Below are 13283 nucleotides of genomic sequence, written 5' to 3' on the forward strand. Positions count from 1 at the left end.
CCTCCCTTTACCTGGGCTCCTCGGGCCACTCCGCCAGGTTGGCCCGGAAGGTGCCGATCCTAAGGCGCCGCTCCTCGTCGCCCACCTGGAAGACCACCTCCTCCCCCTCCACCCGGAGGATCCGCCCCGTGAACCCCTCGGGACCCGGAACCTTGGCCTTGAGGCCCTGGAACCGCTCAAAGTGCCGCCGGGTGAAGAGGGGCCTTTTGGGCCCCGGGGACTCCACCAAAAGCCGGTAGCTTCCCGGGATGGGGTCCTCCCGGTCTAGGGCGGCCTCGATGTGGCGGCTCGCCTCCTCCAGGTCGGCCACGGTGATGGGGCGCTCGTCCTTCCGCTCCAGGCGGACGAGGAGCTCGCCCCGGGCGAAGTGGACCTCGAGGACGTCCAGCCCCAGGGGCGAAACCGCCTCTTCCACCAGCTGCCAAAGGTCCACGGTCACCTCCCCGCCCCCTTCACAAAGGAAGGGTGGGTTTACACCCACCCCCGCCCTTGGGAGCACTGCCCTTAGTCTACACCTTCCCCCTCCTTGACTACAACCCCTTTAGTCCGGTATACTCAAGGCTGGTCCGGTCCGAGCCCGGCCCGAAAACCCGTGGGGGTGAAACGGTCTCGACGGGGGTCGCCGAGGGCGTGGCTGCGCGCCGAGGTGCGGGTGGCCTCGTAAAAACCCGCAACGGCATAACTGCCAACACCAACTACGCTCTCGCGGCTTAATGACCGCGACCTCGCCCGGTAGCCCTGCCGGGGGCTCACCGGAAGCGGGGACACAAACCCGGCTAGCCCGGGGCCACGCCCTCTAACCCCGGGCGAAGCTTGAAGGGGGCTCGCTCCTGGCCGCCCGTCCGCGGGCCAAGCCAGGAGGACACGCGAAACGCGGACTACGCGCGTAGAGGCCCGCCGTAGGGACCTTCGGACGGGGGTTCGACTCCCCCCACCTCCACCACAAGGGGGCGCCTTCGGGCGCCCCTTGCCTTTTGGGGCGGGGCCCCTGGTAAAATGCGGGCGGCTTTAGAGGCCTCCTGGAGGTGAAGCTTGCGGTTGGTCCGAGGGGTATTGTGTGCGCTCGCGTTCCTGCCCGCGGCGAAGGGTATGGAGGTCAAGGTCCTTTCCCCCATCCCCCGGCCGGAGCCCAAGGCGGTGGAGGTTCCCCCGGCCCCCCACAAGGTCTGGGTGGTCTACGAGGTGAAGCCCGGGGACGCCTTGGAGGCCATCGCCAGGCGCTTCGGGGTGGATCCGCGGCACATCCTCTGGTCCAGCGGGCTGAAGGACGCGAGGCTCTACCCCGGCCAGCGCCTCCTCATCCCCATCGTGGACCAGGAGGCGGACGCTCCCCCCAGGCTTCCCCCCGGGGTGGAGGCCTACCGCGTCCGGCCCGGGGACACCCTGGAGGCCATCGCCAAGCGCTTCGGGGTGAGCCTTCTGGACCTCGTTTCCGCCAACCCGACCCTGGAGAGCCTGGACCGGCTGGTGGTGGGAAGCGAGCTCTACATCCCTCGGAAGGCCAAGGGGCTCGTGGTGGTTTTGGGGGAGGGGCAGACCCTCTTGGACCTGGCGGAGCGCTTCGGCCTTTCCCCCGTGGAGCTCGCCCGGGCGAACGGGGTGAAGAACCCCCTGGCCCTCCGCCCCGGGGACCGGGTCCTCATCCCGGGGCTTCAGGCCAAGACCACCTACGAGCGCCTCCTCGCCAAGCAGGAGGCGGAGCGGAGGGCCCGCCTCGAGGCGGAAAGGCGCCGCCAGGAGGAGCTCAGGCGCCTGGCGGAGCAAAGGAGGCGGCAGCAAGAGGCCCAGAGGCGGCAGGCCCAGGTGCGCCAGGTGAGCTACCGGGAAGGGGGGATGCGCTGGCCCCTGGCGAACTTTCAGATCACCACCTACTTCGGGGGGAGGACCCCCTTCCAGCGCTTCCACACGGGGATTGACCTCGCGGCCCCCGCGGGCACGCCCATCTACGCCGCCAAGGCGGGCCGCGTGGAGGTGGCGGGCTGGAGCTCGGTGGGCTACGGCTTCCACGTGGTCCTGGACCACGGGGGGGGGTTGGAGACCCTTTACGCCCACATGTCCCGCATCGCCGTGCGGGCGGGGCAGTGGGTGGAGGCGGGGCAGGTGATCGGCTACGTGGGCTCCACCGGCTGGTCCACGGGGCCCCACCTCCACTTTGAGGTGCGGGTGAACGGCCTCGTCAAGAACCCCTTGAGCTACCTCCCCTAGAAGCGCTAAGGGTCCAAACGTGGGCTCGGCAACGCGGGGCTAAAGGGGGCCCTTTTGGGGCGCCACGTGCAAGGCCCCCTGGGGTTTTGGGCCCTTGACCCCGGGAGGCGTAAGCTGGAGGATGGAGGGCGGGATGGAAAAGGGCACCTTCCAGATCAAGACGGGCTTTGCGGAGATGTTCAAGGGCGGGGTGATCATGGACGTGACCACCCCGGAGCAGGCGGTGATCGCCGAGGAGGCGGGGGCGGTGGCGGTGATGGCCCTGGAGCGGGTCCCCGCGGACATCCGCGCCCAGGGGGGCGTGGCCCGCATGTCCGACCCCAAGATCATCAAGGAGATCATGGCGGCCGTCTCCATCCCCGTCATGGCCAAGGTGAGGATCGGCCACTTCGTGGAGGCCATGATCCTCGAGGCCATCGGGGTGGACTTCATTGACGAGTCCGAGGTGCTGACCCCCGCCGACGAGGAGCACCACATTGACAAGTGGAAGTTCAAGGTGCCCTTCGTCTGCGGGGCGAGGAACCTGGGGGAGGCCCTGAGGCGCATCGCCGAGGGGGCGGCCATGATCCGCACCAAGGGGGAGGCGGGGACGGGCAACGTGGTGGAGGCGGTGCGCCACGCCCGCACCATGTGGAAGGAGATCCGCTACGTCCAGTCCCTCCGGGAGGACGAGCTCATGGCCTACGCCAAGGAGATCGGGGCGCCCTTTGAGCTCGTCAAGTGGGTGCACGACCACGGCCGCCTCCCCGTGGTGAACTTCGCCGCCGGCGGCATCGCCACCCCCGCCGACGCCGCCCTCATGATGCACCTGGGCATGGACGGGGTCTTCGTGGGAAGCGGCATCTTCAAGTCGGGGGACCCCAGGAAGCGGGCCCGGGCCATCGTGCGGGCCGTGGCCCACTACAACGACCCCGAGGTGCTGGCCGAGGTCAGCGAGGACCTGGGCGAGCCCATGGTGGGCATCAACCTGGACCAGCTCAAGGAGGAGGAAAGGCTTGCCAAGCGGGGCTGGTAGGGCGGTCTGCGGGGTCTACGAGATCCACCCGGAAAGGGTGGAGAAGGCCCGGGCCGCCCTGCCCGAGGAGAGGGTGGTCAAGGAGGCCGCCCTCCTCCTCAAGGCCCTTTCCGACCCCACGAGGATGCGCCTGCTCCTCGCCCTCAAGGCGGTGGGGGAGCTTTGCGTCTGCGACCTCGCCCTCCTCGCCGGGGTCTCGGTCTCGGCGGTGAGCCACCAGCTCAGGCTTCTCCGCCAGGCGCGGCTCGTGGACTTCCGCCGGGAGGGCAAGCAGGTCTACTACCGCCTCGCCGACCGGCACGTGGAGGGCCTGTTGGCGGAGGCCCTGGCCCACGCGGAAGAAAACACTTGACCAGTTGCTCAAATGATGCTACCCTGGGGGCATGAAGGCTCCCAGAGTGCGCGTCTTCCGGGTAGAGGGCATGGACTGCGCCGACTGCGCCTTAAAGGTGGAGAAAGCCCTTTCCGAGGTGCCTGGAGTGGTGCAGGCCCAGGTCAGCTTTGCCAGCGGAAAGGCCTATCTGCACCTCGAGGTTCCCGGGGCGGAGAAGGAGGCGGAAAGGGTGGTTTCCGCCCTGGGCTACCGTTTGAAGCCTGAAGGGGACACGACCAGGGGTGTTTTGGGACCCTGGCGCTGGGCCTTGGTTTCCGGAGGGCTTCTCCTGGCGGCCTTTTTGGCTTCGCTCTTCCTCCCCGGCCTAGCCCCTTGGGGCTATCGGCTGGCGGCCTTGATAGGGGTTTTCCCCCTGGCTCGTCGTGCGGTGGCTGCGTTCCGGCAAAACCCCTTCAGCATGCAAACCCTGGTTACGCTGGCTACCCTGGGAGCCATGCTCATCGGGGCGGAGGCCGAGGCGGCGGTGGTGGTCTTCCTCTTCCTCGTGGGGGAGGTGCTGGAGGCTTATAGCGTGGCCCAGGCCCGCAGGTCCCTTTACGCCCTTTCCGAGCTTCTTCCCAGGCGGGCCTACCGCCTGAAGGAGGGTGGGGTGGAGGAGGTGCCCCTTAAGGCCTTGAGGGTGGGGGACCTGGTGAGGGTGCCCCCGGGGGAGCGGGTACCGGCCGACGGGGTGGTGGTGTCTGGACAGGCTTCCGTGGAGGAGGCCGCCTTCACCGGGGAGCCCTTGCCTAGGCCCAAGGGGATAGGGGACCGGGTTTACGGGGGCAGTCTGGTGCAGGAGGGGAGCTTGGTGGTAAAGGTGGAGCGCCTTCCCGAGGAGGGCTTCCTGGCGGAGATGGAACGCCTGGCGGAGGAGGCCTTGCTTAAGAAGAGCCAGGCGGAGCGGGTGGTGGATGCCTTTAGCCGCCGCTACACCCCGGCGGTCCTGGCCCTGGCAGGCTTCGTGGGCCTGGTCCTTCCCCTTTTCCGGGGGGATTTCCTGGGGCATGTCTACAAGGCCTTGGGCCTTCTCCTCATCGCCTGTCCCTGCGCTCTGGTGGTGTCGGTGCCTGCGGCCATCGCCGCAGGGGTGGGCCGGGGAGCCAGGGCGGGGGTGCTCTTTAAGAGCGGGGCGGCCCTGGAGCGCTTGGCTGGGGTTCGCTACGTGGCTTTGGACAAGACGGGAACCCTGACCCTGGGAAAGCCCACGCTGGTGCGGGTGGTTACCTTTGGGGTTTCGACGGAGGAGGCCTTGGCCCTGGCGAAGGGGGTGGCGGAGGGTTCCTCCCACCCCTTAGCCCGGGCGGTGCGGGAGGCTTTGGGCCCCAAGGCCTTGCCCTCGGAGGAGCATCGGGCGGTGCCGGGCCTCGGGGCCTTCGCTCGGGTGGAGGGGAAGGAGGTGGGTTTGGTGCGGCCCGAGGCCTGGGACCTGCCCCCGGAAGTAGAGGCCCAGGTGAAGGCCTTGGCGGAGGAAGGCTTCAGCCTTTCCCTCTTGGTTAGGGAGGGGGTTCCCTTGGCCCTCTTGGCCTTCCAGGATACCCCCCGCCTCGAGGCCCGGGAAGTCTTGGCCGAACTGCGCCGACTGGGCCTTAAGCCCCTCCTGCTTACCGGCGACCGGGAGACCTCTGCTTTGGCTTTGGGCACGGCCATAGGGCTTTTTCCTGAGGAAATCCGGGCTGGCCTTTCTCCCGTGGACAAGCTCCGCCTGGTGGAGGAGTTGGCAGGTAGGGGTGGCGTGGCCATGGTGGGGGATGGGGTGAACGACGCCCCAGCCCTGGCCAGGGCCACGGTAGGGCTTGCCGTGGCCGAGGGCACGGAAGCGGCCCTGCAGAGTGCAGACGTGGGGCTTCTGAGCCTTGCCGCCTTGCCCCGGGCCTTCCGGCTAAGCCGCCTGACCCTGGGCGTGGTCCGCCAGAACGTGGCCTTGGCGGTGGGGCTCAAGGGGCTTTTCCTCCTCACCACCTTGGTGGGCCTGACCGGGCTTTGGCCGGCGGTCTTGGCGGACAACGGCGCTTTGGTCCTGGTGACCCTGAATAGCCTTCGCCTTCTTCGGGCCCGGGTGTGACCTGGCCCTTGACAGGGTCAGGGCCTGGGTCCAGGATGAGGGGCGTGGTCGGCGTCCTAGCCCTACAAGGGGATTTCCGCGAGCACAAGGAGGCGCTTAAGCGCCTGGGGATAGAGGCAAAGGAGGTGCGGAAGAAGGAGCACCTGGAGGGGCTCAAGGCCCTCATCGTGCCTGGCGGGGAGTCCACCACCATCGGCAAGCTGGCCCGGGAATACGGAATCGAGGACGAGGTGCGCAAGCGGGTGGAAGAGGGTTCCCTGGCCCTCTTCGGCACCTGCGCCGGGGCCATCTGGTTGGCCAAGGAGATCGTGGGCTACCCCGAGCAACCCCGTTTGGGGGTGTTGGAGGCATGGGTGGAACGCAACGCCTTTGGCAGGCAGGTGGAAAGCTTTGAGGAGGACCTGGAGGTGGAGGGCCTCGGTTCCTTCCACGGCGTCTTCATCCGCGCCCCCGTCTTCCGCAGGCTGGGGGAGGGGGTGGAGGTCCTGGCCAGGCTTGGGGACCTTCCCGTTCTGGTCCGCCAGGGGAAGGTCCTCGCCAGCAGCTTCCACCCCGAGCTCACGGAGGACCCCCGCCTCCACCGCTACTTCCTGGAGCTCGCCGGGGTTTAAGTACCCCACGGGGCCCCAAAAGGGACTTTCCAAGCCTTATTTCAGGCCTCCCACGTTGCGAAAACGCGGGCTTAGGGGCGCATCCTCGTGTACATCCTCGGGAAGGGGATGGCCTCCCGCACGTGGGCTAGCCCGCAGATCCAGGCCACGGTCCGCTCCAGGCCCAGGCCGAACCCCGAGTGGGGGACGCTCCCGAAGCGGCGGAGGTCCAGGTACCAGTCGTAGACCTCCTCCGGGAGGCCGAACTCCTGGATCTTGCGCCTTAGAAGCTCCAGGTCGTGGATCCTCTGGCTTCCCCCGATGATCTCCCCGTAGCCCTCGGGGGCGAGGAGGTCGTCGTTCAGGACGAGCTCGGGGTCTTCGGGGTCCGGCTCCATGTAGAAGGCCTTGATCCGGGCGGGGTAGCGCTCCACGAAGACGGGGCGGTCAAACCGGCGGCTTAAGGCGGCCTCGTGGGGGGCCCCGAAGTCCTCGCCGTAGGGGAGGGGAGGGACCTCGGGGTCCTCTTGGGCGATCCGGTTCACCAGGGCCACGGCCTCCTTGTAGGTGAGCCTGGGGTAGTGGCCCTCCGCGGCGGGCTCCAGGGCCTTGGGGTCCCGCCCGAGCATCTCAAGCTCCCGAGAGCGCCTTTCCAGCACCCTGGCCACGAGGAAGCTCACGAGCTCCTCCTGGAGGGCCATGTTCTCCTCGTGGGTCATGAAGGCCACCTCGGGCTCCACCATCCAGAACTCCAGGAGGTGGCGCCGCGTCTTGGAGCGCTCCGCCCGGAAGGTGGGGCCGAAGGTGTAGACCTTGGCGAAGGCCAGGGCCCCGGCCTCGGCGTAAAGCTGCCCCGACTGGGAGAGGTAGGCCTTCTCCCCGTCAAAGAGCTCCACCTCAAAGAGCTCCGTGGTCCCCTCCACGGCGCTTGGGGTGAGGATGGGGGCGTCAAAGCGGAGGAAGCCCCGCTCTCCGAAGAACTCGTGGATGGCCCTTTCCAGCTCGTCCCGGATGCGCATCACGGCGAAGGGGCGGCGGTGGCGGAGCCAGAGGTGGCGGTGGTCCATGAGGAAGTCTATGCCGTGCTCCTTGGGGCCGATGGGGTACTCCCCCTGGGGGCGGCTCACCACCTGAAGGTCCCGCACGGCGAGCTCAAACCCCCCCGGGGCCCTCCGGTCCTCCCGCACCCGGCCCCACACCCTTAGGGCGGTTTCCTGGGGGAGGTGGTCCGCTTCCCGGAAGACCGCTTCCGGCACCTCCCCCTGGACCACCGTGGCCTGGAGGAAGCCGGTGCCGTCCCGGAGGATGAGGAAGTGGATCTTGCCCTTGGAGCGCCTCTGGTAGAGCCAGCCCCTGAGCTCCACCTCCTGGTCCACGTGGCGGGCGATCTCGTCAATGAAGACGCGCATACCCCTCCCAGTCTACGCGTTTACCGGGCGTTTATCCCCTTGGGCCTTCCGTGAGGGCCTTTCCTATCCCCTGAGGAGGCGGAGGGCCTCGGCCAGGCCGCAGGCCTCCACGGGGGCGACCACCCTTTGGGCCGCCCGCTTCACCGAGGGGGGGGCGTTCCCCATGGCGATGCCCACCCCCACGGCCCGGAGGAGCTCCAGGTCGTTCTCCCCGTCCCCCACCATGGCGCACTCCGACAGGGGGAGGCCGTAGGCCTCGGCCACAAGCCGGGCGGCGCTGAGCTTGCTCACGCCTTCCTTGGTGAGGGAGACGAAGCGGACCCCCGGCATCTTGGGGCTTTCCGCCACGTGGGCCTGAAGCCCCGGGGGAAGCGCCTCCAAAAGGCGCTCCACGGGGGCTTCCCCCTCGGCCAGGACCTGGAGGCGCACCAGGGGGGAGGAAAGGCGGAGGAGGTCGGCCCCTTCCGCCTCCACCCCGAGGAGGCGCTGGTGGGCCTCGAGGAGGGGGCTATCCCCTTCCACGAAGAAGCCCCCGTCCGCCGTGTAGCCCTCGAGGGGAAGGGCGAGCCTGCGGGCGAGCCGGACGGCCTCCCGGGCCGCTTCCTCCGGCAGGGCCTCCACGTGGAAGGGCCTTGCGGGGGGCTCGTGGGGGTCCTCTTCCAAGGCCAGGACCACGGCCCCCGACTCGTACACGTGGAGGCCCGTGGGGGCGAGCCTCCGGGCGAGGAGGAGGGCCTCCCCCCGGCCGGGCCGGCCCGTGACCAGGGCGAAGCGGACCCCCAGGGCCTTCAGGGCCTCCACCTCGGGCCAGACGCAGGGGGGCACCCCCTCCCGGCCCACCAGGGTGCCGTCCACGTCCACGAAGACCAGGCGGACCATGGGCTTCCCCGCGCTCAAACCTCCCCCGTCTGGACGATCACCGCTTCGCCCCCGATCTGGACGCTGTAGGGCTCGCCCGTGGGGCTGTACTCCACCTGGACCTCCACCACCCCGGGGTTGCCCAGGTGGTGCCCCTGGTAGACGGTGAGGAGGACCTTTCCCTCCCGCCTCGGCACCACCCCGGCCCGGGCGAGGAGGGCCCCCAGGGCGGCGTTGGCGGAGCCCGTGACCGGGTCCTCGGGGATGCCGAGGAGGGGGGCGAAGTCCCGGGCGTAGAAGCTCCTCGGGCCCATGGGGGCGTAGGCGTGGACCGTGGCCACGTCCAGCCGGAAGCAAAGCGCCTTGAGCCGTTCCATCTCCGGCTCCAGGGCGTCCACCACCCCCGGGGCGATGAGGGGCACGAAGAGGCTCCAAAGCCCGGTGAAGGCCACCCCGTAGGGGAGGCCCCGGTGGAGGTAGCGCTCGTCGGAGCCCAGGGCCTCGAGGACCTCCCTCAGGGCCCGGTAGGGGGGAAGGTCCCGGAACCGGGGGGCGGGGCCCCGGACCCAGGCCTTGCGGGGCTCCCCCGCCTCCAAGACGAGCTCCACGGGCAGCACCTCCGTGGGCGTGTGGAGGTAAAGGCGCGTCGTCCCTTCCGGCACCAGGCCGGTGCGGGCCGCGGTGAGGCCCACGGCCACGGCGGCGTGCCCGGAGAACTCCACCTCCCCCCCCGGGGCGAAGAAGCGGACGGAGAGGGCCGCGCCGGTGCGCTCCAGGAGGAAGGCGGCCTCGGCCGCCCCCAGGCTTTGGGCCACCGCCTGCATCTCCTCCGGGGACATCCCCCGGGCGTCCAGGACCACGGCCACCCGGTTGCCCGCCCCGGGGGCGGGGGCGAAGACGTCCACCAAGGCGTAGGGGATCCGCTTCATGGCCGGACCACCATGAGGCCGAGCTCCCTAAGCTGCTCCTCGGGCACGGGGCTCGGGGCGCCGGTCAGGGGGTCCTTGCCTTCCTTGTTCTTGGGGAAGGCGATGACCTCGCGGATGGAGGGGCTTCCCGTCATGAGGGCGAGGAGGCGGTCCAGCCCCCAGGCGATCCCCCCGTGGGGCGGGGCCCCGTACTCCAGGGCCTCGAGGAAGAACCCGAACTTCTCCCTTTGCTCCTCCTCGCCGATGCCGAGAAGCCGGAAGACCCGGGCCTGGAGCCTGGGGTCGTGGATGCGGATGGACCCCCCGCCCACCTCCACCCCGTTGAGGACGAGGTCGTAGGCCAAGGCCCGCACCCTCCCCGGGTCCTTTTCCAGGAGGGGCAGGTCCTCGGGGTGGGGGCTCGTGAAGGGGTGGTGCATGTAGGTCCAGGCCTCCTCCTCCTCGTCCCACTCCAAAAGGGGAAAGTCCACCACCCAGAGGAAGCGGAAGCCCTCCCGCTTGAGGCCCAAAAGGTCCGCCGCCCTAAGCCGCACCGCCCCCAGGGCCGTGGCCGCCACCTTGCGGGGCCCCGCCACGAAGAGGAGGGTGTCCCCGGGCCTGGCCTCCGTGGCTTGGAGCAGAGCTTCCCGCACGGGTTCTAAAAACTTGGCCACACCCCCGGAAAACCCCCCCTCCTCCACCCGGGCCCAGGCGAGGCCCTGGGCCTTGTGGCGCTTGGCCACCTCCTCCAGCTCGGCGACCTCCTTGCGGGAGAGGGCCTTGGGGAGGGCAAGGGCCTTCACGCTTTCCGCCTCCTGGAAGACCCTGAAGCCGCTTTGGCGGAAGAGGGGGCCCACCTCCTTGAGCTCCAGGCCGAAGCGGAGGTCGGGCTTGTCGGAGCCGTAGCGCTCCATGGCCTCCTCGTAGGAAAGCCGGGGGAAGGGGAGGGGAAGCTCCACCCCCAACGCCTCGCGGAAGACGTGGGCCATGAGGCGCTCGTTGAGCTCCAGGACGTCCTCCACCTCCACGAAGCTCATCTCCAGGTCCAGCTGGGTGAAGTCGGGCTGGCGGTCGGCGCGGAGGTCCTCGTCCCGGAAGCAGCGGGCGATCTGGAAGTAGCGGTCCAGCCCCGCCACCATCAGCATCTGCTTGAAGAGCTGGGGGGACTGGGGCAGGGCGTAGAAGAGGCCGGGCTCGTGGCGGTAGGGCACCAGGAAGTCCCGGGCCCCTTCCGGGGTGCTTTTGGTGAGAAAGGGGGTTTCCACCTGGACGAAGCCCTCCCGGTCCAGGAAGTCCCAGATGGCCTTGATGACCCGGTGGCGCAGGCGCAGGTTCTCCTGCATGCGCCGCCTTCTTAGGTCCAGGTAGCGGTACTTGAGGCGGAGCTCCTCACTTGCCTCCTTCTCCTCCTCCCCCCGCCAGCCCGCGTCCACGGGGAAGGGGGGCGTCTTGGCCTCGGCGAGGACCTCGAGGGCAGAGAGCTCCACCTCCACCCGCCCCGTGGCGAGGCGGGGGTTGGGCTCGGGGCGGAGGCGCACGAGGCCTTTGGCCCGCACCACCCACTCGGGGCGCACCCGCTCGGCGGTGGCGTAGGCGGGGCTAGCGGGGTGGGCCACGAGCTGGACCAGGCCCTCCCGGTCCCTGAGGTCCAGGAAGATGAGGCCGCCGAGGTCGCGGCGGCGGTTGACCCAGCCCTCGAGGACCACCTCCTCGCCCACGTGGGTTTCCCTCAGGCTTCCGGCGTAGTGGGTGCGACGCATAATCCTCCCAAGCTTACCGGATTCTCACCCGAGGGCCTGGAGGAGGTAGCCCGGAACCTCCTCCCGGCTTAAGCGCACCTGCTCCCCGGTGGCGAGCCTCTTCAGGGTCACCTCCCCCGCCCGGAGCTCGTCCTCGCCCAGGAAGCCCGCGAAGGCCGCCCCCCGCTTCAGGGCCTCCTCCAGGCCCTTGGCCGGCTTCCTGGGGGCGAGGGCGTACTCGGCCCGGAGGCGGGGCCTCAGGGCCTCGGCCAGGTAGAAGGCCTCCGCCACCGCCTCCTCCGTGAGGGGGATGAGGTAGAGGTCGGGGCCCTTCTCCTCGGGGAGGCCGAAGCCCTCGGCCTCGAGGGCCAGGGCCACCCGCTCCACCCCGAAGGCGAACCCCACCCCGGGGACCCTGGGCCCGCCCAAAAGCTCGGAAAGCCCGTCGTACCGCCCCCCGCCCCCCAGGGCGGACTGGGCCCCGATCTCCTCGTGGTGCACCTCAAAGGCGGTGCGCACGTAGTAGTCCAGCCCCCGCACCAAGGCGGGCTCCAGCTCGTAGGGGACGGAAAGCCTTTCCAGGTGGCGCTCCACCTCTTTGAGGTGGGCCCTCGCCTCCTCCCCCAGGAAGTCCAGCATGGGCCTCACCCCGAGCTCCTTGAGGAGGGCCTGGTCCCGCTCGCTCTTGGAGTCCAGGATGCGCATGGGGTTGAGCTCCAAGCGCTCCTTGGAGTCCTCGGAGAGGGCCTCCCGGTGGGGGGAGAGGACCTCCCGCAGGTAGGCGTTGTAGCGCGCCCGGTCCTCGGGGTCCCCCACGGAGGAGAGCTTGACCTTGAGGCGCCTTAGGCCGAGCTCCTTCAGGCACTCGTAGAGGAGGACCACGGCCTCGGCGTCCAGGATGGGGTTTTCCGAGCCCAAGGCCTCGTAGTTCACCTGGTGGAACTGGCGGTACCGCCCCTTTTGGGGCCGTTCTGCCCGGAACATGGGCCCCGCCATCCAGAGCCTCACGGGCTGGGGCCAGACCTTCATCCCGTGCTCCAGGTAGGCCCGGACCATGGCGGCCGTGCCCTCGGGGCGCAGGGTGAGGGAGCGCCCGCCCCGGTCCTGGAAGGTGAACATCTCCTTGCGCACGATGTCCGTGGCCGCCCCCACGCCCTTCTCAAAGACCTGGGTTTCCTCAAAGATGGGGGTGACGAGCTCCAGGGCCCCCGCCGCCTCCAAGACCTTGCGGGCGGTGGCCACGATGCGCTGGTGCATCCTGAGCTCCTTGCCGAAAAGGTCCTTGGTGCCCCGCACGGCCCGAGCGGTCATACCCTTCCACTTTACGGGAAAGGGGGCCCTGGTATCCTGAGGCCGTGCCGGGGTGGAAGAGGCTCGGGCTCCTCGCCCTCTACGTCCTCCTCACCCTGGTGGCCTCCACCGGGGTGGCCCTCCAGCTCTACCTCATGGAGCGGCAGAACCCCGCCCTCCAGGCGGACTGCCGCGCCCCGGGAGAGGAGGTGCACCACAGCCTCCTCTGCGGCCTCCAGCTCGCCCCGGGCCTCCCCCCCGTGGACCCGCCCGCCCCGCCGGGGCCCATGGCCTTCCTTAAGGTCCGGCCGGAGGCCCGGGCGGGTTTTCCCCCGCCTTTCCCGCTTCCCGGCCCCCCGCGCGCCCCGCCCTTCCTCGCCTAAAGGCCAGGACGGAGGACTTTTGGCCTTGGACGAAAGGAGGTGCGCGGTGCGCGTGGTGGTGTGGACGGACGACCTTTCCCTTTATGCCCGGCTCGCCCCGGCGCTTTGGGCGGCGGGCGTGGCGGTGTCCTGGCGCGAGGGGGAGGGGCTCCCTCTGGCCGACCTCGCCCACCTGGAACGGGGGGAGGTCTTCTTCTGGCCCACCCCGTGGGGCCTGCGGGTCTACGACCCCAGGCGGCGGGCCTTCCTCACCCGCAAGGACGACCCCAAGACCCTGGCCGAGGGGCTTCGCGGCCGGCTCGGCCTGCGGCTCACCGGGCGGGAGGCCGGGGTCCTCGAGGCCCTCGGTCGGGGGGTGGAGCCTAGGCCTTCCGCCTTGGGCCGGGCCCTGGGCCTCGCCCCCTGGCAGGCCCGCTTCGCTCTCCAGGGGCTTGGACGGAAGTTCGGC

Annotated in this window: 12 protein-coding genes and 1 other RNA gene; 7 read left to right on the plus strand and 6 right to left on the minus strand. The window is 69.8% G+C overall.

The genetic code is table 11. The annotated features are described in order from the left end of the window. Nucleotides 1–7 precede the first annotated feature (7 nt). Nucleotides 8–481, minus strand: coding sequence for a ribosome maturation factor RimP (gene rimP, locus TTH_RS03650; protein WP_011172800.1), 474 nt, complete (start codon nt 479–481; stop codon nt 8–10). A gap of 113 nt (nt 482–594) precedes the next feature. Here rimP and ssrA point away from each other — a divergent pair. The 6 genes from ssrA (at nt 595) to pdxT (ending at nt 6269) form a co-directional block, all read left to right on the plus strand. Then, nucleotides 595–943: a transfer-messenger RNA gene (gene ssrA / locus TTH_RS03655) on the plus strand. Nucleotides 944–1089: 146 nt separating this feature from the next. Continuing rightward, nucleotides 1090–2205, plus strand: a complete 1116-nt coding sequence (locus TTH_RS03660) for a M23 family metallopeptidase (protein WP_011228133.1) — start codon at nt 1090–1092, stop codon at nt 2203–2205. 133 nt (nt 2206–2338) lie between these two features. Then, complete coding sequence (gene pdxS / locus TTH_RS03665; RefSeq protein WP_024119184.1) at nt 2339–3220, plus strand: pyridoxal 5'-phosphate synthase lyase subunit PdxS; 882 nt, start codon at nt 2339–2341, stop codon at nt 3218–3220. Further along, nucleotides 3201–3572, plus strand: coding sequence for an ArsR/SmtB family transcription factor (locus TTH_RS03670; RefSeq protein WP_011172803.1), 372 nt, complete (start codon nt 3201–3203; stop codon nt 3570–3572). Before pdxS ends, TTH_RS03670 begins: the two co-directional genes overlap by 20 nt. A gap of 31 nt (nt 3573–3603) precedes the next feature. Next, nucleotides 3604–5658 carry a heavy metal translocating P-type ATPase gene (locus TTH_RS03675; protein WP_011228135.1) on the plus strand — a complete coding sequence of 685 codons (2055 nt, stop codon included), beginning with the start codon at nt 3604–3606 and terminating at the stop codon, nt 5656–5658. Nucleotides 5659–5693: 35 nt separating this feature from the next. Next, nucleotides 5694–6269, plus strand: coding sequence for a pyridoxal 5'-phosphate synthase glutaminase subunit PdxT (gene pdxT / locus TTH_RS03680; RefSeq protein WP_011228136.1), 576 nt, complete (start codon nt 5694–5696; stop codon nt 6267–6269). Between the two features lie 71 nt (nt 6270–6340). Here pdxT and asnS read toward each other — a convergent pair whose 3' ends face one another. From asnS to hisS, 5 genes are all read right to left on the minus strand, one after another. Next, on the minus strand, nt 6341–7657 hold the full coding sequence (gene asnS, locus TTH_RS03685; RefSeq protein WP_011228137.1) for an asparagine--tRNA ligase: 1317 nt from the start codon (nt 7655–7657) through the stop codon (nt 6341–6343). A 63-nt stretch (nt 7658–7720) separates the two neighbouring features. After that, complete coding sequence (locus TTH_RS03690) at nt 7721–8536, minus strand: HAD family hydrolase (RefSeq protein ID WP_011228138.1); 816 nt, start codon at nt 8534–8536, stop codon at nt 7721–7723. A gap of 14 nt (nt 8537–8550) precedes the next feature. Beyond that, nucleotides 8551–9444: a PhzF family phenazine biosynthesis protein gene (locus TTH_RS03695; RefSeq protein WP_011172808.1), complete on the minus strand. Its 894-nt coding sequence runs from the start codon at nt 9442–9444 to the stop codon at nt 8551–8553. Continuing rightward, the gene (gene aspS / locus TTH_RS03700) at nt 9441–11183 is read right to left on the minus strand and encodes an aspartate--tRNA ligase (protein WP_011172809.1); all 1743 of its coding nucleotides are present in this window, start codon (nt 11181–11183) and stop codon (nt 9441–9443) included. Before aspS ends, TTH_RS03695 begins: the two co-directional genes overlap by 4 nt. A 24-nt stretch (nt 11184–11207) precedes the next feature. Further along, nucleotides 11208–12473 (minus strand): histidine--tRNA ligase, encoded by a 1266-nt coding sequence (gene hisS / locus TTH_RS03705; RefSeq protein ID WP_011172810.1) that lies wholly within the window; start codon nt 12471–12473, stop codon nt 11208–11210. Nucleotides 12474–12517: 44 nt separating this feature from the next. Here hisS and TTH_RS03710 point away from each other — a divergent pair, with 44 nt between their 5' ends. After that, entirely contained in the window at nt 12518–12835 is a 318-nt protein-coding gene (locus tag TTH_RS03710; protein WP_011172811.1) for a hypothetical protein, read from the plus strand. Nucleotides 12836–13283 lie beyond the last annotated feature (448 nt).

Source organism: Thermus thermophilus HB8 (assembly GCF_000091545.1).
In the GTDB taxonomy this organism is placed as follows: domain Bacteria; phylum Deinococcota; class Deinococci; order Deinococcales; family Thermaceae; genus Thermus; species Thermus thermophilus.